The following is a 22,807-nucleotide window of genomic DNA, read 5'->3' as shown; positions in this document are numbered from 1 at the left end:
GGGGATGCAAGGAGGGGAGCAGGGAGGTCCGGGCACATTCGCCCGGGCCTCCCTGCCGCGTTCGCCTACGATGACCGCGTGGATCAGAACACGGATCGTGAGATCGAAACCCTGGACGAGTTCGACCGGGCCGTCGCCCGCGGCCCCCTCGGCGGACACCGCATTCAGGCCGTCGACCTGACGGACCGTGACAAGGCGCTGCGTGCCACCGACACGGCGGGGGCGGTGTTCCTCGGCTGCCCGATGACCCCCGACACGGAGGCCAAGGTCCGCGGCGACGGCGCGCTCGTCTTCCCGCCCGTCCCCGGACTGCCGTTCGCCCCGTACCGCGGACTGCTCTACTCCGCGGACGAGCTCTTCGAGGGGCTCGCCGAGGGGTACGAGCAGACCCCCGACGCCCGCGCCTACGCCTGGTTCCAGCAGACCAAGACCGACGGCGACGTCTTCGCCTCGATGCTCCGCTCGATACACGACGACGCGATCTCCGACGCCCTCGACGAACACCTCGTCGGCGCGCAGGTGGTGGGCGTGATGGGCGGCCACGCGATGGCGCGCGGTACGGCGGAGTACGCGGGCGCCGCCCGCCTCGGCCGCACGCTGGCCCGCACCGGCCTGACCGTCGCCACGGGCGGCGGCCCCGGCGCGATGGAGGCGGCGAACCTCGGTGCGTACGCGGCACCCTTCCGGGACGCGATGCTGGACGAGGCGCTCGAACTCCTCGCCAAGGCACCGTCGTTCACCCCGTCGGTCTCCGACTGGGCCGCGGCCGCCTTCGAGGTACGGACCCGCTGGCCCCGGGGCGGCGACTCGGTGGGCATCCCCACCTGGTTCTACGGCCACGAGCCGCCCAACGCGTTCGCCGGCCACATCGCCAAGTACTTCGCCAACGCCACCCGCGAGGACGGCCTCCTGGCCCGCTCCACGGCGGGCGTGATCTTCCTGCCGGGCGCGGCCGGGACCGTACAGGAGATCTTCGACAACGCGACGCCGAACTACTACTCCTCGCGCGGCGAACCGACCCCCATGGTCCTGGTGAACCGTACGCACTGGACGGAGAAGCTGCCGGCCTGGCCGCTGCTCCAGGCGCTGGCGAAGGGCCGCGCGATGGAGTCGCGCATCGCCCTGGTCGACACGGTCGCCGAGGCCCCGGTGGCACTGGCCCGCATGCTGGACCAGTAGGCGGCAGGGAGCTACTCCGCGGGCAGCAGCACCACGTCGTCGGCCGCGAAGACCGCCCCGACCGTCGCCCCCTCCTCGGGCGCCGCACCGGGCGGGCACTGGGCCTCCAGCCGGGGGCCGTTCGACGGCTCCAGGAGTACGGCGACGTGCTGCCCCCGGAAGGTCCGCGCCCGCACCGTGCAGCGCAGCCCCTGGTCCGCCGCCACGAGACGTACGCCGGCCGGCCGCACCAGCAGCCGGCACTCGCCCTCCGCAGAGCCCGCGGCCACCGGGACCTTCCCCCACGGGGTGTCGGCGGCCTCGCCGCTCACGGTCGCGGACACCACGTTGTCGAAGCCGAGGAAGCGCGCCACGAACTCGGACGCGGGCCGCTGCCAGACGTCCAGCGGCGTACCCGTCTGGGCGATGCGCCCGTCGCGCATCACCACGACCCGGTCGGCGAGCGCGAACGCTTCGCCCTGGTCATGGGTGACGGCCAGCACGGTGGTCCCCAACTGCCGGAAGAGCGCCCGGAGTTCCCCCACGAGCCGCTCGCGCAGCCCGCGGTCCAGCTGCCCCAGCGGCTCGTCCAGCATCAGCAGCTTCGGCTGCGGGGCCAGCGCCCGCGCGAGCGCGACACGCTGCTGCTCGCCGCCGGAGAGCGCGGCGACCGCCCGCCGCTGGGCGCCGGGGAGCCCGACCAGCTCCAGCAACTCCTCGACGCGACGCGCCTGTTCGGCCCGCCCGGCACCCCGCATCCGCAGCCCGAAGGCGACATTGCCCGCGACGTCGCGCTGCGGGAAGAGCTGGTGGTCCTGGAACATCAGGCCCACACCGCGCCGGTGCACCGGCACCCCGCTCTGGTCGGCGCCGTCGAGCAGCACCTTCCCCGACGCCTCCTGCAGCCCCGCCACCACCCGCAGCAGCGTGGACTTGCCGCTGCCGCTGGGCCCGAGCACACAGACCGTCTCGTGGTCGGCGACCTCCAGGTCCACCGCGTCCAGGGCGGCCCGGTCGCCGAAGCGTACGGTCACCCCTTCCAGCCTCAGCATCAGAACTCTCCCGAGCGGTCGGTACGTATACGCTCCAGCACCAGCAGCGACACCGCGCACACCAGCATCAGGATCGTCGAAAGGGCCATCGCCTGGCCGTAGTTGAGGTCCCCGGCCCGCCCGAGGAGCCGCGCCACGGCCACCGGCAGCGTCGGATTGTCGGGCCGTGCGATGAAGACCGTCGCCCCGAACTCCCCCAGCGACACGGCGAAGGCGAACCCGGCGGCCACCAGCAGGGCCCGCCGCACCATCGGCAGATCCACCTCGCGCCAGGCCCGCAGCGGGGACGCCCCGAGCACGGCGGCGGCCTCGCGCAGCCGCCCGTCGACGGCGCGCAGGACCGGCAGCATCGTCCGTACGACGAAAGGCACACCGACCAGCGCCTGGGCGAGCGGCACCAGGATCCAGGAGGTCCGCAGGTCGAGCGGCGGTTTGTCGAGCGTGATCAGGAACCCGAAGCCGACGGTCACGGCCGAGACCCCGAGCGGCAGCATCAGCAGCGCGTCGAAGCCGCGCACGAGACGACCGGCCCGCCGGGTCAGCGCGGCGGCCGCAAGCCCCCCGACCAGCAGCGCGATGGCGGTCGCCACGAGCGCGTACTGCACCGAGTTCCAGATGGCGTCGATCGGCGGTACGAGGAAGGTCCCGCCGTCCGCGCCCTGCGACTGCAGCGCCCGGAAATAGCCGAAGCCGTAACCCTCGGGGGTGTCGAGGGACCGCTGCACCAGCACCGACAGCGGCAGCAGGATCAGCACCACCACGGATACGAGCACCCCGCCGAGCAGCGCCCACTGCCCCGCACCCCGCGGCCGGCGTGCCGTCTGCGCGGGGTCCACCAGCTTCAGCGCGCTCTCCCGGCGCCGTACGGTCCAGGCGTGCAGGGCGAGAATCGCGCCGACCGCGGCGAACTGCACCAGGGTCAGCACGGCGGCGGTCGGCAGATCGAGCAACTGGGCGGTCTGCCGGTATATCTCCACCTCAAGGGTCGAGAAGGCGGGCCCACCCAGGATCTGCACCACACCGAAAGAGGTGAAGGTGAAGAGAAAGACCATCAGCGAGGCGGCGGCGACAGCAGGCCCCAGCGCGGGCAGCGTCACGCGACGCCAGGCGGCGAACCGGGACGCCCCGAGGACCCGCGCGGCCTCCTCCTGCCGGGGGTCGAGCTGCGACCAGAGCCCGCCCACGGTCCGTACGACGACCGCGTAATTGAAGAAGACATGGGCGAGCAGGATCGCCCACACGGTGGTGTCGAGCCGCACCCCCCACAGCTGGTCCAGCATCCCCCCGCGCCCGAGCACCGCCAGAAAGGAAGTGCCGACGACCACGGTCGGCAGCACGAACGGCACGGTGACGATCGCCCGCAGCAGCTGCTTGCCGGGAAAGTCGAAGCGCGCGAAGACATACGCACCGGGCAGCGCGATCAGCAGCGTCAGCGCGGTCGAGGCGAGCGCCTGCCAGAGCGTGAACCACAGCACCTGGAGAATGTCCGGCTCACCGAGCACCTCCCCGATCCGCCCGAACTGCCAGTCGCCGCCCACGTCGAGCCCGCGCCCGACGATCGCGACGACCGGATAGGCGAAGAAGAGCGCGAAGAACGCGACGGGACCGGCCATGAGCCCGATCCGCACCGCGTTCCCGCGCATCCCGGCACCTACTTGACGAGCGAGGACCACGACTTGACCCACTGGTCACGGTTCTTGGCGATCGTCTCGGGCGCCACGGTCTTCGGGTCGGTCACCTTGGCACCGAACTCGGTGAACAGCGCGGGGACCTCGGCGTTCTTCGCGACCGGGTCCACGAACATGTTCAGCGGCATGTCCTCCTGGAACGTCTTGCTCACCAGGAAGTCGATCAGCGCCTTGCCGCCCGCCGTGTTCTTCGCCCCGTCCAGCAGCCCCGCGAACTCGATCTGCCGGAAGCAGGTCCCGGTCGCGACACCGGTCGGCGCGGTCTTGGGCTGCGGCTTGGCGTAGAGCACCTCGACGGGCGGACTGGAGGCGTACGAGACGACGAGCGGCCGGTCCCCCTTGGCCTTCTTGCCGCCGGCCGACCCGGAGAACTCCTCGTTGTAGGCCTGCTCCCAGCCGTCGACGACCTTCACACCGTTGGCCTTGAGCTTCTTCCAGTACGACTCCCAGCCGCTCTCGCCGTACTGGGCGGTGGTACCGAGCAGGAAACCGAGCCCCGGCGAAGAGGTCGCCGCATTCTCCGTCACCAACAGATTCTTGTACTCGGGCTTCACAAGATCGTCGAAGGACTGCGGCACGGCGATCTTGTGGTCGGCGAAGTACTTCTTGTCGTAGTTGACGCAGATGTCGCCGCTGTCGATCGGCGTGACCCGGTGCTTCTCCGAGTCCAGCTGCACAGCGGCGTCGACCTGGTCGAGGCCCTTGGCCGTGTACGACTGGAACAGCCCGTTGTCGAGCGCGCGCGAGAGCAGGGTGTTGTCGACGCCGAAGAAGACGTCACCGCGCGGGGACCCCTTGGTGAGGATCTCCTGGTTGAGGGCCGCCCCCGCGTCCCCGCTCTTGAGGACCTTGACCGTGTACCCGGTCTCCTTGGTGAACGCCTTCAGCACGGCCGGGGAGGCGGCGAAGGAGTCGTGGCTGACGAGGGTCACGGTCTTGGACGACGTACCGGACGACGACGAGCCGCCGTCCGAACTCCCGCACGCGGCAAGGGTGGTGACGCCGAGCGCGGCAACAACGGCGGTGACGGATATTCGGGTGATGGTGGTGCTCACTGAATTCCTCCTGGGAGATCCAGGAAGAGACGCGGCCCCGCCCGCCGGGAAGCGGGCAGGGCGCAACAGCTCGAGTATGAGACCGAACTTCCTACCCAGAATGACCTGGGCAAGGTTCTGAGGGTCTGCGGCTGGGCCGCACTCTCAGCGCTGTGGCGCTCCCCTGTCGGAATATGAAAATGTGCGGCCAGTATTGCACGGGCCTGTTCGGGTCCTACCGCTCGGAGGCGGCCAGCTGACCACAGGCCCCGTCGATCTCCTGGCCACGCGTGTCCCGTACGGTCACGGGCACGCCGTGGGCTGCGATCGCCGCGACGAAGGCCTTCTCGTCCTCAGGACGCGAGGCGGTCCACTTCGACCCGGGCGTCGGGTTCAGCGGAATCAGGTTCACATGGACCCGCTTCCCCTTCAGCAGCCGCCCCAGCCGGTCACCGCGCCAGGCCTGGTCGTTGATGTCGCGGATCAGCGCGTACTCGATGGAAATCCGGCGCCCGGACTTCTCCGCGTACTCCCATGCCGCGTCCAGCACCTCGCGCACCTTCCACCGCGTGTTCACGGGGACGAGGGTGTCGCGGAGCTCGTCGTCGGGGGCGTGCAGCGAGACGGCGAGCCGGCACTTGAAGCCCTCGTCGGCGAAGCGCAGCATCGCCGGGACGAGCCCGACGGTCGAGACGGTGATCCCACGCTGCGAGAGCCCGAGCCCGTCCGGCTCGGGGTCGGTCAGCCGGCGGATCGCGCCGACGACGCGCTTGTAGTTGGCGAGCGGCTCGCCCATGCCCATGAAGACGATGTTGGAGAGCCGCGCGGGACCGCCCGGTACATCACCGTCGCGCAGGGCGCGCATGCCGTCGACGATCTGGTGCACGATCTCGGCGGTGGACAGATTCCGGTCGAGCCCGGCCTGCCCCGTCGCACAGAACGGACAGTTCATCCCGCACCCGGCCTGGGACGAGATGCACATCGTCACGCGGTCCGGGTAGCGCATCAGCACGGACTCGACGAGCGTCCCGTCGTGCAGCTTCCACAGCGTCTTGCGCGTGGTGTCGTCGTCGCAGCTGATGTGGCGGATCACGCTCATCAGGTCGGGCAGCAGCGCTTCCCGGAGCTTCTCCCGCGAGGCGGCCGGAATGTCGGTCCACTGCTCGGGGTCGTGCGCGTACCGCGCGAAGTAGTGCTGCGACAGCTGCTTGGCGCGGAACGGCTTCTCACCGATCCCGGCCACGGCGTCCTTGCGCTCGGCGGGCGTGAGGTCGGCGAGGTGCGTCGGCGGCAGCTTCGCCCCGCGGGGCGCGACAAAAGTGAGTTCTCCGGGCTTTGGCATGGTGATTCAAGTGTCGCAGACATACGAAGGAGGGCTCGCCGTCCTGTGGACAACGAGCCCTCCCGTACGAAAACAGCAGGTCAGGACCCTACGAACAGCACCAGCAACAGCCACACGACCGGCGCGGTCGGCAGCAGCGAGTCCAGTCGGTCCATGATTCCACCGTGACCGGGCAGCAGCGTGCCCATGTCCTTGATCCCGAGATCGCGCTTGATCATGGATTCGCCCAGGTCGCCCAGGGTCGCACTGGCCGCGACCGCGAGGCCGAGCAGCAGACCCTGCCACCACTGGCCGTCGTCGATCAGGAACTGCATGCACAGCGCCCCCGCCACCATCGCGAAGGTCACCGCCCCGACCAGACCCTCGCGGGTCTTTCCGGGGCTGATGCGCGGCGCCAGCTTCGTCTTGCCGAAGCGCCAGCCGATCGCGTACGCACCGGTGTCGCTGACCACGGTGAGCAGCAGGAAGGTGAGCACCCGCTGCGGGCCGTCGTCCGCCGTGAGCATCATCGCCACGAAGGTGGCCAGGAACGGTACGTAGAAGGCCGCGAAGACCCCTGCGGTGACGTCCTTGAGGTAACCCTCGGGCGGCTCGGTCATCCGCCACACCAGGACGGCGAGAGCGGTGAGCGCCATCGCCACCCAGGCGCCCTCGGCACCGCGTACGTAACCGGCGACGACCATGGCCGCACCGCCCACCGCGAGCGGCACCAGCGGGGCCTTGATGCCCTTGCGCTCCTCGAGCCGGGAGGTGAGCTCCCACAGGCCGACGACCACGGCGACCGCTATCACGCCGACGAAGACGGCCTTCACGATGAACAGCGAGCCGACGACCAGAGCGCCGAGACCGACACCGACCCCTATGGCCGCGCGAAGATCACGGCCGGCCTTCTTCTTCTCAGGAGGCGGCGGTTCGGGGGCGGACATGGGCTCCTGCGGAATCTCGTCGCGGAACAGGGGACCGCTCAGCCGAGCGGCCCCCTGGTCGCGGTCGTCGCTGTTGTCTGCGGACTCGGCGTCTCTGCCTGCGTCGGGCACGATGGGCATGGGCCGAGTCTGCTCAACTTCATGCTCACCGTACGCGGGACCCGCCGGGAAAGGCCCCTGGTCGGGGGCCTGACCCCAGTATTCGGCTCTCGGCGGGGCGCCCCAGGAAGAGTCGTTCATCAGACCTCGAGCAACTCGGCTTCCTTGTGCTTCAGCAGCTCGTCCACCTGCGCGACGTACTTCGCGGTGGTGTCGTCGAGCTCCTTCTCGGCACGGCGGACCTCGTCCTCGCCGGACTCCTTGTCCTTGACGAGCTTGTCGAGGGTCTCCTTCGCCTTGCGGCGGATGGAGCGGATCGAGATCTTGGAGTCCTCGGCCTTGGTCTTGGCGACCTTGATGTACTCCTTGCGGCGGTCCTGGGTCAGCTCCGGGAACGTCACACGGATGATGTTGCCGTCGTTGCTCGGGTTGACGCCGAGGTCCGAGTCACGGATCGCCTGCTCGATGTTGCGCAGCGCGCTCTTGTCGAACGGGGTCACCACGGCCATCCGCGCCTCGGGAACCGAGAACGAGGCCAGCTGGTTGATCGGGGTGAGGGCACCGTAGTAGTCCGCCACGATCTTGTTGAACATCGCCGGGTGCGCACGGCCGGTGCGGATCGCGGCGAAGTCCTCCTTGGCGACCAGGACGGCCTTCTCCATCTTCTCCTCTGCCTCGAGGAGGGTCTCTTCGATCACCACTTGCTCCTGCATGTTGAGAGAGGTAAACCCGCGTCTTCCCTGCACGGTGTCCGACCGGCAGGGCTTTGTCCATGCCCCGGTCAGGCCCGGGTTCCCTGGCCGTTCACCAGCGTCCCGATCTTCTCACCCTTGACGGCACGGGCGATATTGCCCGAGGTGAGCAACTCGAAGACCAGGATGGGGAGGTCGTTGTCCCGGCAGAGGGTGATGGCCGTCATGTCCGCCACCTTCAGGTCGCGGGTGATGACCTCGTTGTACTCGAGCGCGTCGAACTTCACCGCGTCCGGATTGGTCCTGGGGTCGGAGTCGTAGACCCCGTCGACACCGTTCTTGCCCATGAGCATGACTTCGGCGTCGATCTCCAGCGCGCGCTGGGCGGCGGTGGTGTCGGTGGAGAAGTACGGCATGCCCATACCGGCGCCGAAGATGACGACGCGGCCCTTCTCCAGGTGCCGTACGGCACGCAGCGGGATGTACGGCTCCGCGACCTGGCCCATCGTGATGGCGGTCTGGACGCGGGAGTCGATGCCTTCCTTCTCCAGGAAGTCCTGGAGGGCGAGGCAGTTCATGACCGTACCGAGCATGCCCATGTAGTCGGAGCGTGCCCGGTCCATGCCGCGCTGCTGCAGCTCGGCGCCGCGGAAGAAGTTGCCGCCGCCGATGACGACCGCGACTTCCGCGCCGTCACGGACGACCGCGGCAATCTCGCGGGCTACGGCGTGGACGACGTCGGGGTCGACGCCGAGTCCGCCGCCGCCGGCGAACGCCTCGCCGGACAGCTTCAGCATGAAGCGGCCGCGCTTCTTGCCGTCGCTCGTGATGTCGGCTTTATCGGCCTGTTCCATGGGGATCTCCTCGTACACATACGAAGAAGGCCATTGCCCGGGGTCCTTGCGGTTCCCTGTGCGGCAATGGCCTCCTCGTCAGATCTGCGGTCGCCCTGCGCGTACGCGGCCGACTGCTTCAGACCCTATCGGGGTCCTGGGTCGGTCGACGACCGGACTCAGATGCCGACCTTGATGCGCGAGAAGCGCTTCAGGGTGACACCGGCCTCCTGCAGTACCTTCTCGACGGACTTCTTGTTGTCGAGGGCGTACGGCTGACCGAGGAGCGTGGCGTCCTTGAAGAAGCCGTTCACGCGACCCTCGACGATCTTCGGGAGCGCGGCCTCGGGCTTGCCCTCGGCGCGGGTGGTCTCCTCGGCGACGCGACGCTCGGTCTCGACGACCTCGGCCGGAACGTCCTCACGGGTGAGGTACTTCGGCGCGAAGGCGGCGATGTGCTGCGCGATGCCCTTGGCGACCTCGGCGTTCTCCTTGTCCAGCTCGACCAGAACACCGATCTGCGGGGGCAGGTCGGGCATGGTGCGGTGCATGTACGCGGAGACGTAGCCGCCGGTGAACTGCGCGAAGCGGTCCAGGACGATCTTCTCGCCGAGCGTGGCGTTGGCCTCGTCGACGTACGCCTGGACGGTCTTGCCGGCCTCGATCTCGGAGGCGAGCAGCGCGGCCAGGTCGGCCGGGTTGGTCGCGGCGGCGTGAGCGGCGAGCGCGTTCGCGACGGCCTGGAACTTGTCACCCTTGGCGACGAAGTCCGTCTCGCACTTGAGCTCGAGCAGAACGCCGGAGGTCTTGTCGTCGGAGATGACGGAGACGACGGCACCGTTCTCGGCAGAGCGGCCCTCGCGCTTGGCGACGCCCTTCTGGCCCTTGATACGGAGCGCCTCGACGGCCTTGTCGACGTTGCCGTCGGCCTCGTCGAGCGCCTTCTTGCAGTCCATCATGCCGGCGCCGGTGAGCTCGCGGAGCTTCTTGACGTCAGCGGCGGTGTAGTTCGCCATGATCCTGAAATTCTCTCTCGAAGTCTGAAAGATCTACGGGTGAACGGCGGGGGCCGGTGGGCCCCCGCCGTCAACTACCGAACCTGTGAAGGTCAGGCCTGCTCAGCAGCGTCCGCGGCCGGGGCCTCGGCGACCGGGGCCTCGGCCGCGGGGGCCTCGACCTCGGCGGCGGGGGCCTCGACGACCTCGGCAGCGGCCTCGGCGGCGGGCGCCTCAGCGGCGGCCGGAGCCTCGTCAGCCTTCTCGTCGGCCTTCTTCTCGCCCTCGAGCAGGTCGCGCTCCCACTCGGCGAGCGGCTCGGCGGCGGCCTTCTCGCCCGGCTTCTGGTCGCCGGTCGCAGCGCCGGAGCGGGCGATGAGGCCCTCGGCGACGGCGTCGGCGATCACGCGGGTGAGCAGGGTGACGGAGCGGATCGCGTCGTCGTTGCCCGGGATCTTGTAGTCGACCTCGTCGGGGTCGCAGTTGGTGTCGAGGATCGCGACGACCGGGATCTTCAGCTTGCGAGCCTCGCCGACGGCGATGTGCTCCTTCTTGGTGTCGACGATCCAGACGGCGCTGGGAACCTTCGACATCTCACGGATACCACCGAGGGTCTTCTCCAGCTTGGCCTTCTCGCGCGAGAGGACCAGGAGCTCCTTCTTGGTGAGACCCGAGGCTGCGACGTCCTCGAAGTCGATCTGCTCAAGCTCCTTCAGACGCTGAAGGCGCTTGTAGACGGTGGAGAAGTTGGTCAGCATGCCGCCGAGCCAGCGCTGGTTGACGTAGGGCATGCCCACGCGCGTCGCCTGCTCGGCGATCGCTTCCTGCGCCTGCTTCTTGGTGCCGACGAACATGATGGAGCCGCCGTGCGCGACGGTCTCCTTGACGAACTCGTAGGCGCGGTCGATGTACGACAGCGACTGGAGAAGGTCGATGATGTAGATGCCGTTGCGCTCCGTGAAGATGAAGCGCTTCATCTTCGGGTTCCAACGACGGGTCTGGTGACCGAAGTGGACGCCGCTTTCCAGCAGCTCCCGCATCGTGACGACGGCCATGGCCGTACTCCTTGAGGTGCTCGGTTGTCGCGTCCGCAGGATTGCGGTCGCGCCTGACGCCCCTTCGCGCCGTGCCACAAGGGACCGAGAGGCGCGTCCACCGACCGCTCAGAAAGGGTTGGTGGGGGGCGTGCGAAGTCGACCCGGTGACCCGGATCGCCACAAGAAGTGTACGGGACCCGATGAGTGCCGGGTGACGGCGATGTCCACAACCGTCCGGCCGTCCACAGGCCCGCACGCTCGGGGGCGTTTCGGGGGACGGTTTCCGTATGCGCCTGATCATGCTGAGCCTGCTGTTACTGCTGTCCGCCGCCGGTCCGGCCGGGGCCGAGGAGGCCCCGGGCGACCGGAGCTGGCCGGTGGGGAACCGGCCGGCCGTCGTCCGCGCCTGGGATCCGCCCACCTCCGCGTACGGTCCGGGCCACCGCGGGGTGGACCTGGGGGCGCCGGCCGGTGCTCCGGTGCGGGCCGCGGCGGCGGGGACGGTGTTCTTCGCTGGCCGGGTGGCGGGACGCGGGGTGGTGTCGATCACGGTGGCCGGCACCGGGCTGCGTACGACGTACGAACCGGTGGAGCCCCTGGTGGAGAAGGGCGCCGAGGTCACGGCGGGCGCTCGGGTCGCCACGCTCTCCCCCGGCTCCTTCCACTGCGCGGAGCCCTGTCTGCACTGGGGTCTCCTGGACGGGGACACCTATCTGGACCCGCTGACCCTGCTGCCCCCGGAGCTCCTGCGCAGGCCGCCGCCCCGGCTGCTCCCGGTCTTCGGCGTCCCGGAAACCGGGACCACTCCGGTCCTGGCCGCGACGACAACCGCCCCGGCCCACGCCCTGCTCCTGGCAGCGGTGGCGCTCTGGGCCTGCGGGAGGCTCAGCCCCGTACGCCGCCGAGAGCCATCGCGACCGCCGCGTCGGCGATCGCGCCGGGGTTCTCCGCGCCCGCCTCGATCCGTCGCACCGCCGCGTCGACCACGCCCTGCAGGAGCATCGCCGCGAGGCGGGGCTGTTCCTGTCCCAGGGCCTCCAGCGCCTCCACGATCATGGCGATGAGCCCGCCGTGCGCATCGCGGATCTTCTCCCGTGCGCCGGCGTCGAGTTCACTGGCCGAGATCGCGACGACGGCCCGGTGCCGCTGGTCCCCGACCAGCGCGAGCTGCTGGCGTACGTACGCCTCGACCTTGCCCTCCGCCGAAGCGGCCCCCTCCATCGCGGCCTCGATCTCCGAAGCCCAGACCGGAAAGTCCGCGGCGCAGAGTTCTTCGACGACCGCGGCACGCGAGCGGAAGTACTCGTAGACGGAGGACCGCGCGAGACCGGTGCGCTCCGCGAGTGCGGGGAAGGTCAGCGCCTCCGTACCGCCCTCGGACAGCAGGGAGCGTGCGGCGTCGAGGAGAGCGCTGCGCTGCATGGTCCGGTGCTCGGCCACGGAGGCCGCTCGAATCCTGGGCACGTTTCCACTCTACGGACCAAGACCGGGCAGGGACGATTCAGCTCCGCCCTCAGCGCCCGACGTCGGCCAGTTTCGCCCGCAGCTGGAGGACCGACTTCGTGTGGATCTGGCTGACCCGGCTCTCGGTCACACCGAGTACGTTGCCGATCTCGGCCAGGGTGAGGCCCTCGTAGTAGTAGAGCGTGACGACGGTCTTCTCCCGGTCGGGGAGGGTGTTGATGGCCCGGGCGAGCAGTCGCCGCAGCTCACGGTCCTCGGCGACCTCCACCGGGTCGTCCGCGTGGTGGTCCTCCAGGGTGTCCATCAGACTCAGCCGGTCACCACCCTCGCCGCCGACGTGCAGCAGCTCGTCGAGGGCCACCACGTTCGCCAGCGACAACTGGCTGAAAACGGCGTGCAGTTCCTCGACCTTGATGCCCATCTCCGCGGCGACCTCCCCCTCCGAGGGAGTGCGGCGCAGCTGCGCCTCCAGCGTGGCGTACGCGCGCTCGACGGCCCGCGCCTTCTGCCTCACCGACCGGGGAATCCAGTCCAGCGCCCGGAGTTCGTCGATCATCGCGCCCCGGATACGGGTGATCGCGTATGTCTCGAACTTGATGGACCGCTCGATGTCGAACTTCTCGATGGCGTCGATGAGTCCGAAGACCCCCGACGAGACGAAGTCGGCCTGCTCGACGTTGGGCGGCAGCCCCACACTGACCCGGCCCGCGACGTACTTCACCAGAGGCGAGTAGTGCAGGATCAGCTGATCCCGCAGCTTGCCGTCGCCCGTGGTCTTGTACGACCGCCACAGCTCATCGAGGGTCGATGGCGCGGCGGGTCGGTCGTGACCCCGGGCAGCGGGGGGCACTGCCGCGCGGTCGGACCCGGACGTGTGCTGGGGCATGCGTTGCCTTGAGCCGTTCTGCTGTGAGCTGGGAATCCTTGTGAGCGTAGCGTGACTGAAGAGTCGCAGTGCGCGAAGGATATGGGATCGCGACTGCTCGCTTCCGTACCGGCATTGCCACCCGGGAGGCGATGCCGAGAGGACCGTGCAGGTCATCGGCATTACCTTTTCACCCGATTGCCCCAGGTCAAGCACCGCCTCGCCGCGCGTCACCGGTCCGCGTCGCTTCGGCCGCCAACTTCCAGGTGTCGCCGTGGCGTTCGACGAACCCCAACGAGTGGAGTTCGTACAGCCTCCCGAGCGCCTCGTCGCCGGAGGTCCCCGACTCCCGTGCGATGTCCCGTCCGCGCACCGCCCCATGGGCCGGCAGTGCCTCCAACACCCGCGCGGCGACCGGATCGAGCAGATCCCTGGGCAGTACGGGCCCGCGCCGGTCCGGTGCGAGGTCACCGATCTCCCCGACGAGCTCGACCACTTCGTCCGCGTCCGACACCAGCACACCCTCGCCGCGCAGGAGTTCGTGCACGCCCGCCGAGAGTCCGCTCGTCACAGGACCCGGCACTCCCATGGTGAAGCGCCCGAGCCGCTGTGCGCTGCGGGCGGTGACCAGCGATCCCGAGCGGTACTCGGCCTCCACGACCACCGTGCCGCGGGTGAGCGCGGCGATCACCCGGTTCCGCATGATGAAGCGGCTCGGCGTCGGATGGTCCCCGGGCGGCAACTCGCCCACCACCAGACCTTGTTCCGCGATCCGCCCGATCAACTCGCTGTGCCCGCGCGGATAGACCTGGTCGACCCCGCAGGCAAGCACGGCGACCGTGGCCCCGCCCGCGGCCAGCGCCCCGCGATGCGCGGCCCCGTCGACCCCGAAGGCGGCCCCCGAAACGACAACCCATCCTCGCTCGGCAAGCCCCGACCCCAGCGAGCCGGCCATGTGCGCCCCGTACGGCGTGCATGCCCTGGCCCCGACCACGGCGACGGACCGCAGCGCCCACATCCGCAGATGGGGTCGCCCCCGCACCCAGAGCCCCACCGGCCTGGCATCCCCCAGGTCATCCAGCTGCCGCGGCCACTCCTGATCCCCAGGACAGACAAACCGCCCACCGACAGCCGCAACAGCCTCCAGATCCCGCCTCGGCACAGCCGCAACAGCCCGCAACCGATACCCCCCGAGCCGATACGCACTCACCCCCCGCAGCGCCTCCCCCTCCCCCTCCTCACAACAAAGCCTCCGCATGACCTCGACGGCCCCCAACTCCCGCACCCACCGCCCCCCGACTTCCTCCCCCGGCTCCAAAACCCGGGTAAGAGCCGCCCGCGCCATCCGCTCCTGCTCGCCCACGTCCGTCACAGCGCCTCCCCCATGACCGCCAACGCCCCCCGGTCGACTCCGGTCCTCAATTGGAGGGCCAGGTCGATGTCACCCGGCTCAGGACGGTCGTGGCCCCTGAGGTCCGCTACGGTCCAGGCCACCCGCAGCACCCGGTCCAGGCCACGGGCTGTCAGCAGCCCCCTCTCCATGTCCCGTTCGGCGGCTGCCAGCGCCCCCGGCGAAACCATCCATCGGGTGCGCAGCTCGTGCCCGGGCACCTCACTGTTGGTGGTCCACGGGGTCCCTTCCAGCCGTGCCGTGGCCCGCTCCCTGGCTTCCCTCACCCGGAGTGCCACGGCCTCGGTGGGCTCTCCCCGCCCGCCCTGTTCCATCAGATCCGCACGCTGGACGGGCTCGACTCCGACGCGCAGATCAACCCGGTCCAGCAGGGGCCCCGACAGTCGTGCCTGATAGCGGCGGACCGAAGAGGGCGGGCACTCACACGAACCGTCCGGCTGCCCGTGCCGGCCGCAGGGACACGGATTGGCAGCGAGCACCATCAGGAACCGGGCCGGCAGCCGCACCACCCCGGCGCTGCGGGCGATCACCACATGTCCCGACTCCAGAGGCTGCCGCAATGCGTCCAGGGCCTGTCCGGAGAATTCCGGTGCCTCATCCATAAAAAGAACGCCTCTGTGCGCCAGTGACACCGCACCCGGCCTCGGCATTCCGTTGCCCCCGCCCACCAGCGACTGCATCGTCGCCGAATGGTGCGGTGCGCAGTACGGAGCTGCCCTGACCAGCGGCTCCCCCGGTGGCAGGATCCCCGCCACCGAGTGCACCGCGGTCACTTCAAGGGACTCCTGCCTGGTCAGCGGCGGCAGGATCGCGGGCAGTCGCTCGGCGAGCATCGTCTTGCCCGCTCCGGGCGGCCCGTGCAGCAGCAGATGGTGTCCCCCTGCCGCCGCGACCGCAAGCGCGGTCCGCGCCGTCTTCTGCCCTGCGACGTCGGCCAGGTCCGGTACATGGCCTCCGGCATCCACGGCCAGCCCCGTCCCCACCCCCGCACCCGGCACCAGAAGTCCCGCCAGCCCCGCGTCCGGGCGGCCCGGCTCTGTCGGTTCTTCGTCCGGGACCGGTTCGCCCGTCAGTACGGCGATGAGCTGGCGCAGGCTTCGTACGCCGAGGACCGAGACGCCCGGGACCAACGAGGCCTCGCCTGCTGTCTGTTCGGGGACCACCACCTGGTGGTAGCCCGCCTCCGCTGCGGCCAGTACGGCCGGCAGGATGCCCCGGACCGGGCGGACCCTGCCGTCCAGACCCAGTTCGCCGATCAGGACCAGGTCGGCGATCTCCTTGGGGTCGATCCGTTCGGCCGCGCCCAGCACCGCGCAGGCCACGGCCAGGTCGAAGCCGCTTCCGCCCTTCGGTACGGACGCCGGGCTCAGACCCACCGTCAGCTTCTTCTGGGGCCACTCCGCGCCGGAGTTCGAAACCGCCGCCCTGACCCGGTCCCTGCTCTCCACCAGGCTCTTGTCCGGCAGCCCCACCAGCGCGAAGGTCGCGACGCCCGGTTCCAGGTCGGCCTGGACCTCGACCACCACTCCCTCGACGCCCACCAGCGCCACCGAGCACGCACGTGCGAAGCCCATCTCAGGCCACCCCCCGCGCGTGCTCGACGACGGGCGCCCCGCGCCGTGGCAGCAGCACCCCGACGAGGTCGATGCGCACACCGCCGGGCGGCGGTCCTCCGTGGAGTGCGAGCCAGAGCTCGGCCAGGCGTCTGAGGCGGTCCGCCTTGGCCGGGGTGACACCCGCCATGGGGTGTTCGAAGGCCCCTTCCCTCCGGGTCTTGACCTCACAGACGACCAGTGCGTCGCCGTCCTCGGCGACGATGTCGATCTCCCCTGCCCGGCATCGCCAGTTCCGCTCGACGACCGTCATCCCGGCATCGGCCAGCGTCCGTACCGCCAGCTCTTCGCCGTACCGCCCGAGTGCCCCCCGTGCGTTCATGTCGGCACCACCTCCGGCACCGACACTGACGCACGCGCACCCGGAGAGTGGATCTTGGTGGATTACTCGCCGGTTGTGGACAACTCCGTCACCCTGATCAGCTGCCGGGAAGTTCGAGGTCGCTCTTGTTGAGCTCCTCGATGTTCACGTCCTTGAACGTGAGCACCCTCACCTGCTTCACGAACCTGGCCGGCCTGTACATGTCCCAGACCCAGGCATCCGCCATCGAGACTTCGAAAAAGACCTCGCCCTGGACCGAGTGCACCTGCATCTCGTAGTCATTGGTGAGGTAGAACCGACGCTCGGTCTCGATCACGTATTTGAACAGCCCGACGACATCCCTGTACTCCCGGTAGAGCTTCAGCTCCATCTCGGTCTCGTACTTCTCGAGGTCCTCGGCGCTCATGGCATGTTCCCCTTCAGCCGTGCGTCCCCCTATTGTGCGCCGGTCACCTGCGCCCCTAGACGATTTCCGGGGCCAGAACCACCGGCGCCGCCGGAGGACCCTCGTCGAGCAGCGTCTTCAGCAGCCCGGCGAGCCTGGTCGGATACACCGTCTCACGCGTCGCGGACAGTTCGGCGGAGGTCCACCACCTCAACCCCTCGACACTGCGCCGCTCCAGCTCCGTCAGACCGTCCATCGCGGTCTCGGTCTGTTCCGTACGCACCAGGAAATACCATTCGTCCTGGTCCCAGCGGCGTCCGTCGAACGGGAACGAGCAGATCCGCGTCCAGAGCACGGGACCCAGCTCGACGTCCACGATCCCGGTCTCCTCCTTCAACTCGCGCCGCACGGTCTCGTCCCGCGTCTCCACGCCCTCGACCCCGCCGCCCGGCGTGAACCACCAGGTGCGCTCCGGGTCGTCGGGTTCGTACCCGTGCATCAGCAGGATCCGGTCCTGGGGGTCCAGTACGACGGCCCGCGCGACCTTCCGCAAGTCACCCTCGTCCGGCAGCACGCGACACCGCCTTCCGGCGCCCGAAGAGCCGTGCGAGCGGCCCGTACAGCGATCCGCCGACGATCAGCACCACACCGGCCACCAGCGCCCACACCACCAGCTTCAGCGGGCCCGGCTGCGAGATCCCGCCTGCCAGCGAGGAGAAGCCCTCAGGCCGCGCCAGCATCCCGCCCATCGGCCAGGCGATCGCGTCCACCCGCGCACTCACCGCCGAGCGCGGCACGGAACCGTGATCGGCGTCGGTCAGATGGACCCGTGAGTCCATCGAGTTGGTGCGCTCGTCACCGAGGAGGAAGAGCTGCCCCTGGGGCACCGTGGAGGTGAAATTGACCGGCGAGGCACGCTTGGTGTCCTGCAGATACGGTTCCTCGACCGGCTTGCCGTTCACGGTCAGCCGGCCCTGCGCATCGCAGCAGGCGATCTTGTCGCCGCCGATCCCGATCACACGCTTGACCATGGGCGAATCGCCCCACACCGCGTCCTTGAAGACCACCACGTCGCCGCGGTGCACCTCGCCACCGTCGATGCGCTGCGCCAGCACCCGCTCGCCCGCCTTGATGGTCGGCGTCATCGAGTCGGTCGGCACCGTGTACGGCTTGTACTGCACCGCACCCCAGGCGAACCCCCCGAGGAAGAGCACACAGCCGACGGCCACGGCCAGCCCCGACAGCACACTGCCGAGGCGGCCGCGGCCGCCGCTCGTACCCGAATCTATGGATCCGCCTGACCCGCTCATCCCAGCGCTCCCGCACATCGGAGATCGACAACCTGGGACGGCACCCTACCCGGCGGTAGACCCGCGGGTCAGCCTCCGCCTGCGCCAGAGCACGAGGGGCAGCGCTCCGGCGAGCCCCAGACCCGCGGGGCCGACGGTGGCCGCGGCGTTGATGCCCGGCTGGTCGAAGGTGGACGGAACGGAGAGCCAGTCCCAGTGGTTGACCGGCCAGGCGACCGTGAAGGCGCGGCCGACGACCTGCTTGTTCTCGACCGTGCCACCGCCCTTCAGCTCCTGGTGGTAGCGGGAGTCGAGGGAGTTCTGCCGGTGGTCGCCCATGACCCAGATGCTGCCCTTGGGCACATGGATCGGCCCGAACGGCTCGTCGTCGCAAGGGGTGTCACCGGGGAAGATGTACGACTTCTCGTCCAGCGCCTTGCCGTTGACGACGACCGGGCCGCCCTTCTTGCACGACACCGTGTCCCCGCCGACCGCGATGACCCGCTTGATCAGGTCCTTCTCCTCGGCGGACGGCATCAGCCCGACCAGGCTGAGGAACTTCTGCACCGCGTTGGGGTTGGGCGTGGGCTCGCCCTCCAGCCAGCCGCCCGGGTCGTGGAAGACCACGACCTCGCCGCGCGAGGGCTCGGAGCCGAACCACGGCGTCAGCTTGTCGACCAGCACCCGGTCACCGCGCTGCAGGGTGTCCTGCATCGAGTCGGAGGGGATCGAGAAGGCCTGTACCAGGAAGGTCTTGATCAGCAGCGCGAGAATCAGCGCGATACCGATGAGCAGCGGCAGTTCCTTCCAGAAGGAACGCTGCTTCTTCGGCTCGGGATCAGTGGCTTCCGCCGTGTCCCCGCCGCCGTCCGCCGCCGGTGGATCGGAGTCCACGACCTCAGCGTCGCCGGACGTACCGGGTCGGTCCTCCGGCTCGTCGTGTCCGGATCGTGCGCCGACCGCCAAGTCCCCCACATCCACTCCTCACTCCGTGCGACCGCCTGCCCCATAGTCGACGCAGGCCCACCACTCCCATAACGAGCGGGAGTTCCGCAGGGGTCGGGAGTCGGATCGGTCCGTCAGGATCCGGATCCGGACCCTGGGAGGACACACTATTCGACGCAACCGGTGCCGCAGTCGACACGCCCGCCGCATCAGGAACCGATGCGAAGGTGGGCGGTTCCTCCAGTTTTCGCCAGTGTCCGAAGGGCCAGGCGATCAGAACAGCCCGTCCCACAACGTCGTCCTCGGAGACCGTCCCCTGGTACGCCTCGGTCAGATGGAAGCGCGAATCGGCCGAATTCGACCGGTGATCGCCCATCACGAAGATCCGTCCGGCCGGGACCTTTACCTCGAATTTGAGTTGCGACGGCGGATTTCCGGGGAAAAGGTACGGCTCGCTCAGCGCCTTGCCGTTGACGGTGACCTGGCCGTTCTTGTCGCAGCACTTGACGGTGTCCCCGCCGACCGCGATGACGCGCTTGATCAAATCCTGCTCGTCGTTGGACGGCAGCAGCCCGATGAAGGTCAGCGCTTCCTTGATCTGCTTGATCACCACCGGGGAGTCCTCGGCGGTGCTCCCGGTCTCCTGCTGCAGCCAGTGGTTGGGGTCCTTGAAGACCACCACGTCGCCGCGCCGGGGCTTCGAGCCGAACCACGGAGTCAGTTTGTCGACCAGCACCCGGTCGCCGATCCGGATCGTCTGCTCCATCGAGCCCGACGGGATCACGAAGGCCTGCACCAGGAAGGTCTTGAGTACGAGCGCGATCAGCACCGCCACGGTTATCAGGAGGGGTATCTCCTTCACCGCCGACCTGCGGCGCCGCCGCTTCACCTTGCGCGCGAGCCTGCGCCGCTCCGCACGGGTCGGCAGCGACCGCGCCGTGGTGGCGGTCGGCCGCGACCCCGTCGGCAGCGGGTCGTCGGCCACCGGGCCGCCGCGGCCACGCCCCCGGTTACCCATGGGAGCCGCCCGCCGCCGGTACGCCGTCGAAGGCAGCCGTACGCTCCACCGAGCTCCAGCGCCCGAGCGGCCACCCGATCCACTGCGCCCGCCCGATCACCTGCCCGACCGGCACCATGCCGCCGCCGGCGTCGCCGAGGTGGTCACGGGAGTCGCTGGACCTGGCGCGGTGGTCACCCATGACCCAGAGCGTCCCCGCGGGCACCGCGATGTCGAAGTCGACGGACGACGGCGCATCCCCCGGGTACAGATACGGCTCGTCCACCGGCTTCCCGTTCACTTCGATCCGCCCCCGCCTGTCGCAGCAGACCACATGGTCGCCGCCCACCCCCACCACACGCTTCACATAGTCGGTCTCGGCGGGCTCGGCCAGACCGAGCGCCGCGGCCGCACCGTGCAGCGCACCGGTGACCGGATTCCCCGCGGGCCGCTCGCTCACGAAGGAGCCCGTGCCGTCGAAGACGACGACGTCCCCGCGCCGCGGAGCACTGCCGAAACGGTACGCCAGCTTGTTGACCAGCAGCCGGTCCCCGACCTTCAGCGTGGGCTCCATGGAGCCGCTGGGGATCAGGAAGGGCTGCATCACGTACGTACTGAACAGCAGCAGGCCGACAGCGCACGCGACGACCGTCAGCCACCCCTTGCGCCCCAACACAAAGCGCGACCTCTCCCCCTCACCGGTGTCCGGTACGGAGGAGCTGTCGCGCTCAGTGTCGTGCAGTGCTTCGGTGTCCATCGCGGCCAGAGTTTATCCGGCCGCACTGTGGACTCAGCGGTCGCGCTTCTCCTTGATCTTCGCGGCCTTGCCGCGCAGCTCACGGAGGTAGTACAGCTTCGCGCGGCGGACGTCACCGCGGGTGACGACCTCGATCTTCTCGAAGATCGGGCTGTTCACCGGGAAGGTGCGCTCGACGCCGACGGAGAAGGAGACCTTGCGGACCGTGAAGGTCTCGCTGACGCCCGCACCCTGGCGACGGACGACTACGCCCTTGAACTGCTGGATACGCGAGCGGTTGCCCTCGATCACGCGGACGTGAACGTTGACGGTGTCACCCGGGCGGAACGCGGGGAGGTCGCTGCGCAGGGAGGCGGCGTTGACGCCATCGAGCAGGCTTGCCATGGTTATCTGCTTTCTTCGCCGATGCCACAGGTCATCAGCGGGATCATCGAGATGATTTCGGGAGCTGTTCGCGTCGGGCCTGCGTCGTTCCCCCTGTGGCAGGGGCGCCGGCTGGACGTACAGCAGCGGCCTATTCTTCCACGGCCTCGGGGCTGCGCCCAAATCGGCCGTCGGGGCCCGGCTTCCAGCCCAGAATCGAGAGCATCTCCCGGTCCTTCTTGTCGAAGGCGGAGGGGTCGCAACGCTCAATCAGATCAGGCCTGTTGAGCGTCGTACGGCGGAAGGCCTCGTCCCGCCGCCAGCGCGCGATCTTGCCGTGGTGGCCGCTGAGCAGGACGTCCGGGATGCCGCGGCCGCGCCACTCGGGCGGCTTGGTGAAGACCGGGCCTTCGAGCAGGTTGGCCATGGCGCCGGGGGCGAAGGAGTCGTCGCGGTGCGATTCGGCGTTGCCGAGGACACCCGGGAGCAGCCGGGCGACGGCCTCGGTGATCACCAGTACGGCAGCCTCGCCGCCGGCCAGGACGTAGTCCCCGATGGAGACCTCGTACACCGGCATACGGGTCGTGTACTCGTCGATGACCCGGCGGTCGATGCCCTCGTAGCGCGCGGGCGTGAAGACCAGCCAGGGCCGCTCAGAGAGCTCGACGGCGAGCTCCTGGGTGAAGGGGCGGCCGCTGGGCGTGGGGACGACCAGGACGGGGCCGTGGGCGCCCGCCTCGTAGCCGTCGGCCAGGGCGTCGTCCAGGCAGGCGCCCCAGGGGTCGGTCTTCATGACCATGCCGGGGCCGCCGCCGTAGGGGGTGTCGTCGACCGTGTTGTGCCGGTCGTACGTCCACTCGCGCAGGTCGTGCACCTGTACGTCGAGCTGGCCGCGGGCCCGGGCCTTGCCGACCAGCGAGACGTTCAGGGGTTCCAGGTACTCGGGGAAGATCGTGACGACGTCGAGCCGCATCAGGCGTCGTCCTCGTCCCTCGTCGAAGCCACCTCGGCCTGGCTGTCGTCGATGAGACCGGGCGGCGGGTCGATGACGGCCCGCTGCTCCTCCAGGTCGATCTCGGTGACGATCTGCTCCACGAAGGGGATCATCAGCTCGGTGCCGTCGGGGCGCTCCACGATGAACAGGTCCTGCGAGGGCAGGTGCGTGATCTCGGTGATCCGCCCGATCTCGGTGCCGTCGGCCAGCACCACGTCGAGGTCCATCAGCTGGTGGTCGTAGTACTCGTCGGGCTCCTCGGGGAGCTCCTCCGGGTCGACGTCCGCGATCAGCAGGGTGTTGCGCAGGGCCTCGGCGGCCGTGCGGTCCGTACAACCCTCGAAGCGCAGGAGCAGCCTGCCGCTGTGCACCCGGCCGGTCGCGATGGTCAGCGGACCCGTGGCGGCGGGGTCGGTGGTGAGCACGGCGCCGGGCCCGAGCCGCAGCTCGGGCTCGTCCGTGCGTACCTCTACGGTGACCTCGCCCTTGATGCCGTGGGCACGGCCGATGCGCGCAACAACCAGCTGCATCGCTTCGCTCCCTCTT

The 22,807-nt window shown here is 69.5% G+C and carries 24 protein-coding genes and 1 pseudogene; 2 read left to right on the top strand and 23 right to left on the bottom strand.

Annotation, left to right across the window (positions count from 1 at the left end; all coding sequences use genetic code 11):
- The first annotated feature begins 78 nt into the window (after positions 1-78).
- The gene (locus tag OG707_RS29350) at positions 79-1,179 is read left to right on the top strand and encodes an LOG family protein (protein WP_329123528.1); all 1,101 of its coding nucleotides are present in this window, start codon (positions 79-81) and stop codon (positions 1,177-1,179) included.
- Between the two features lie 11 nt (positions 1,180-1,190).
- Here OG707_RS29350 and OG707_RS29345 read toward each other — a convergent pair whose 3' ends face one another.
- From OG707_RS29345 to rpsB, 9 genes are all read right to left on the bottom strand, one after another.
- Positions 1,191-2,210 (bottom strand): ABC transporter ATP-binding protein, encoded by a 1,020-nt coding sequence (locus OG707_RS29345; protein ID WP_329123526.1) that lies wholly within the window; start codon positions 2,208-2,210, stop codon positions 1,191-1,193.
- Positions 2,210-3,823, bottom strand: a complete 1,614-nt coding sequence (locus OG707_RS29340) for an ABC transporter permease (RefSeq protein WP_329128036.1) — start codon at positions 3,821-3,823, stop codon at positions 2,210-2,212. The genes OG707_RS29345 and OG707_RS29340 overlap by 1 nt, the downstream gene beginning before the upstream one ends.
- Positions 3,824-3,861: 38 nt before the next feature.
- Positions 3,862-4,953, bottom strand: coding sequence for a thiamine ABC transporter substrate-binding protein (locus tag OG707_RS29335; RefSeq protein WP_329123525.1), 1,092 nt, complete (start codon positions 4,951-4,953; stop codon positions 3,862-3,864).
- A gap of 214 nt (positions 4,954-5,167) precedes the next feature.
- The gene (gene rlmN / locus OG707_RS29330) at positions 5,168-6,274 is read right to left on the bottom strand and encodes a 23S rRNA (adenine(2503)-C(2))-methyltransferase RlmN (RefSeq protein WP_329123522.1); all 1,107 of its coding nucleotides are present in this window, start codon (positions 6,272-6,274) and stop codon (positions 5,168-5,170) included.
- Positions 6,275-6,354: 80 nt separating this feature from the next.
- On the bottom strand, positions 6,355-7,440 hold the full coding sequence (locus OG707_RS29325) for a phosphatidate cytidylyltransferase (RefSeq protein WP_329123520.1): 1,086 nt from the start codon (positions 7,438-7,440) through the stop codon (positions 6,355-6,357).
- Positions 7,440-7,997, bottom strand: a complete 558-nt coding sequence (gene frr, locus OG707_RS29320; RefSeq protein WP_329123518.1) for a ribosome recycling factor — start codon at positions 7,995-7,997, stop codon at positions 7,440-7,442. The genes OG707_RS29325 and frr overlap by 1 nt, the downstream gene beginning before the upstream one ends.
- A gap of 83 nt (positions 7,998-8,080) precedes the next feature.
- Complete coding sequence (pyrH, locus tag OG707_RS29315) at positions 8,081-8,845, bottom strand: UMP kinase (RefSeq protein WP_329123516.1); 765 nt, start codon at positions 8,843-8,845, stop codon at positions 8,081-8,083.
- A gap of 158 nt (positions 8,846-9,003) precedes the next feature.
- Positions 9,004-9,840, bottom strand: a complete 837-nt coding sequence (tsf, locus tag OG707_RS29310) for a translation elongation factor Ts (RefSeq protein ID WP_329123514.1) — start codon at positions 9,838-9,840, stop codon at positions 9,004-9,006.
- 92 nt (positions 9,841-9,932) lie between these two features.
- Positions 9,933-10,874, bottom strand: coding sequence for a 30S ribosomal protein S2 (gene rpsB / locus OG707_RS29305; RefSeq protein WP_329123511.1), 942 nt, complete (start codon positions 10,872-10,874; stop codon positions 9,933-9,935).
- Positions 10,875-11,143: 269 nt separating this feature from the next.
- Between rpsB and OG707_RS29300 the strand changes: the two are divergent.
- A pseudogene (locus OG707_RS29300) lies at positions 11,144-11,518 on the top strand (peptidoglycan DD-metalloendopeptidase family protein); the annotation flags it as partial.
- A gap of 223 nt (positions 11,519-11,741) precedes the next feature.
- Here the strand turns inward: OG707_RS29300 and OG707_RS29295 are convergent.
- The 14 genes from OG707_RS29295 to rimM all read right to left on the bottom strand — a co-directional run bounded on the left by OG707_RS29295 (position 11,742) and on the right by rimM (position 22,791).
- Entirely contained in the window at positions 11,742-12,296 is a 555-nt protein-coding gene (locus OG707_RS29295; protein WP_329128034.1) for a TetR/AcrR family transcriptional regulator, read from the bottom strand.
- Positions 12,297-12,369: 73 nt separating this feature from the next.
- Entirely contained in the window at positions 12,370-13,206 is an 837-nt protein-coding gene (gene whiG / locus OG707_RS29290) for an RNA polymerase sigma factor WhiG (protein ID WP_329123509.1), read from the bottom strand.
- Between the two features lie 187 nt (positions 13,207-13,393).
- The gene (dprA, locus tag OG707_RS29285; RefSeq protein WP_329128033.1) at positions 13,394-14,530 is read right to left on the bottom strand and encodes a DNA-processing protein DprA; all 1,137 of its coding nucleotides are present in this window, start codon (positions 14,528-14,530) and stop codon (positions 13,394-13,396) included.
- Positions 14,531-14,553: 23 nt separating this feature from the next.
- On the bottom strand, positions 14,554-16,170 hold the full coding sequence (locus OG707_RS29280) for a YifB family Mg chelatase-like AAA ATPase (RefSeq protein ID WP_329123506.1): 1,617 nt from the start codon (positions 16,168-16,170) through the stop codon (positions 14,554-14,556).
- A gap of 1 nt (position 16,171) precedes the next feature.
- Complete coding sequence (locus tag OG707_RS29275) at positions 16,172-16,531, bottom strand: YraN family protein (protein ID WP_329123504.1); 360 nt, start codon at positions 16,529-16,531, stop codon at positions 16,172-16,174.
- Positions 16,532-16,628: 97 nt separating this feature from the next.
- Complete coding sequence (locus OG707_RS29270) at positions 16,629-16,937, bottom strand: DUF2469 domain-containing protein (protein ID WP_005311352.1); 309 nt, start codon at positions 16,935-16,937, stop codon at positions 16,629-16,631.
- Between the two features lie 55 nt (positions 16,938-16,992).
- A complete protein-coding gene (locus OG707_RS29265) occupies positions 16,993-17,490 on the bottom strand; it encodes an NUDIX hydrolase (protein ID WP_329123502.1) in 498 nt (165 codons plus the stop codon).
- Positions 17,471-18,226 carry a signal peptidase I gene (gene lepB, locus OG707_RS29260; protein WP_329123500.1) on the bottom strand — a complete coding sequence of 252 codons (756 nt, stop codon included), beginning with the start codon at positions 18,224-18,226 and terminating at the stop codon, positions 17,471-17,473. Before lepB (OG707_RS29260) ends, OG707_RS29265 begins: the two co-directional genes overlap by 20 nt.
- Before the next feature lie 45 nt (positions 18,227-18,271).
- Complete coding sequence (lepB, locus tag OG707_RS29255; RefSeq protein WP_329128031.1) at positions 18,272-19,171, bottom strand: signal peptidase I; 900 nt, start codon at positions 19,169-19,171, stop codon at positions 18,272-18,274.
- The gene (lepB, locus tag OG707_RS29250; protein ID WP_329123498.1) at positions 19,104-20,168 is read right to left on the bottom strand and encodes a signal peptidase I; all 1,065 of its coding nucleotides are present in this window, start codon (positions 20,166-20,168) and stop codon (positions 19,104-19,106) included. The genes lepB (OG707_RS29255) and lepB (OG707_RS29250) overlap by 68 nt, the downstream gene beginning before the upstream one ends.
- A complete protein-coding gene (lepB, locus tag OG707_RS29245; RefSeq protein ID WP_329123496.1) occupies positions 20,161-20,904 on the bottom strand; it encodes a signal peptidase I in 744 nt (247 codons plus the stop codon). Before lepB (OG707_RS29245) ends, lepB (OG707_RS29250) begins: the two co-directional genes overlap by 8 nt.
- Before the next feature lie 33 nt (positions 20,905-20,937).
- On the bottom strand, positions 20,938-21,288 hold the full coding sequence (gene rplS / locus OG707_RS29240) for a 50S ribosomal protein L19 (RefSeq protein ID WP_329123494.1): 351 nt from the start codon (positions 21,286-21,288) through the stop codon (positions 20,938-20,940).
- A 130-nt stretch (positions 21,289-21,418) separates the two neighbouring features.
- On the bottom strand, positions 21,419-22,240 hold the full coding sequence (trmD, locus tag OG707_RS29235) for a tRNA (guanosine(37)-N1)-methyltransferase TrmD (protein WP_329123492.1): 822 nt from the start codon (positions 22,238-22,240) through the stop codon (positions 21,419-21,421).
- Entirely contained in the window at positions 22,240-22,791 is a 552-nt protein-coding gene (gene rimM, locus OG707_RS29230) for a ribosome maturation factor RimM (protein WP_329123490.1), read from the bottom strand. Before rimM ends, trmD begins: the two co-directional genes overlap by 1 nt.
- Positions 22,792-22,807: the final 16 nt, after the last annotated feature.

Origin of the sequence: Streptomyces sp. NBC_01465 (assembly GCF_036227325.1) — a bacterium.
Classification (GTDB): Bacteria; Actinomycetota; Actinomycetes; order Streptomycetales; family Streptomycetaceae; genus Streptomyces.
The sequence above is the reverse complement of the archived record's forward strand: the minus strand, read 5'-3'. Positions and strand labels throughout refer to the sequence as shown.

Bases quoted from the DNA above. Each gene is read 5' to 3' on its own strand.
- OG707_RS29345 (WP_329123526.1), bottom strand. From the start codon at position 2,210: ATGCTGAGGCTGGAAGGGGTGACCGTACGCTTCGGCGACCGGGCCGCC.
- OG707_RS29340 (WP_329128036.1), bottom strand. From the start codon at position 3,823: ATGGCCGGTCCCGTCGCGTTCTTCGCGCTCTTCTTCGCCTATCCGGTC.
- rlmN (WP_329123522.1), bottom strand. From the start codon at position 6,274: ATGCCAAAGCCCGGAGAACTCACTTTTGTCGCGCCCCGCGGGGCGAAG.
- OG707_RS29325 (WP_329123520.1), bottom strand. From the start codon at position 7,440: ATGAACGACTCTTCCTGGGGCGCCCCGCCGAGAGCCGAATACTGGGGT.
- pyrH (WP_329123516.1), bottom strand. From the start codon at position 8,845: ATGGAACAGGCCGATAAAGCCGACATCACGAGCGACGGCAAGAAGCGC.
- tsf (WP_329123514.1), bottom strand. From the start codon at position 9,840: ATGGCGAACTACACCGCCGCTGACGTCAAGAAGCTCCGCGAGCTCACC.
- rpsB (WP_329123511.1), bottom strand. From the start codon at position 10,874: ATGGCCGTCGTCACGATGCGGGAGCTGCTGGAAAGCGGCGTCCACTTC.
- whiG (WP_329123509.1), bottom strand. From the start codon at position 13,206: ATGCCCCAGCACACGTCCGGGTCCGACCGCGCGGCAGTGCCCCCCGCT.
- dprA (WP_329128033.1), bottom strand. From the start codon at position 14,530: ATGGCGCGGGCGGCTCTTACCCGGGTTTTGGAGCCGGGGGAGGAAGTC.
- OG707_RS29280 (WP_329123506.1), bottom strand. From the start codon at position 16,170: ATGGGCTTCGCACGTGCGTGCTCGGTGGCGCTGGTGGGCGTCGAGGGA.
- OG707_RS29275 (WP_329123504.1), bottom strand. From the start codon at position 16,531: ATGAACGCACGGGGGGCACTCGGGCGGTACGGCGAAGAGCTGGCGGTA.
- OG707_RS29270 (WP_005311352.1), bottom strand. From the start codon at position 16,937: ATGAGCGCCGAGGACCTCGAGAAGTACGAGACCGAGATGGAGCTGAAG.
- lepB (WP_329123500.1), bottom strand. From the start codon at position 18,226: ATGAGCGGGTCAGGCGGATCCATAGATTCGGGTACGAGCGGCGGCCGC.
- lepB (WP_329123498.1), bottom strand. From the start codon at position 20,168: ATGGGTAACCGGGGGCGTGGCCGCGGCGGCCCGGTGGCCGACGACCCG.
- lepB (WP_329123496.1), bottom strand. From the start codon at position 20,904: ATGGACACCGAAGCACTGCACGACACTGAGCGCGACAGCTCCTCCGTA.
- rplS (WP_329123494.1), bottom strand. From the start codon at position 21,288: ATGGCAAGCCTGCTCGATGGCGTCAACGCCGCCTCCCTGCGCAGCGAC.
- trmD (WP_329123492.1), bottom strand. From the start codon at position 22,240: ATGCGGCTCGACGTCGTCACGATCTTCCCCGAGTACCTGGAACCCCTG.
- rimM (WP_329123490.1), bottom strand. From the start codon at position 22,791: ATGCAGCTGGTTGTTGCGCGCATCGGCCGTGCCCACGGCATCAAGGGC.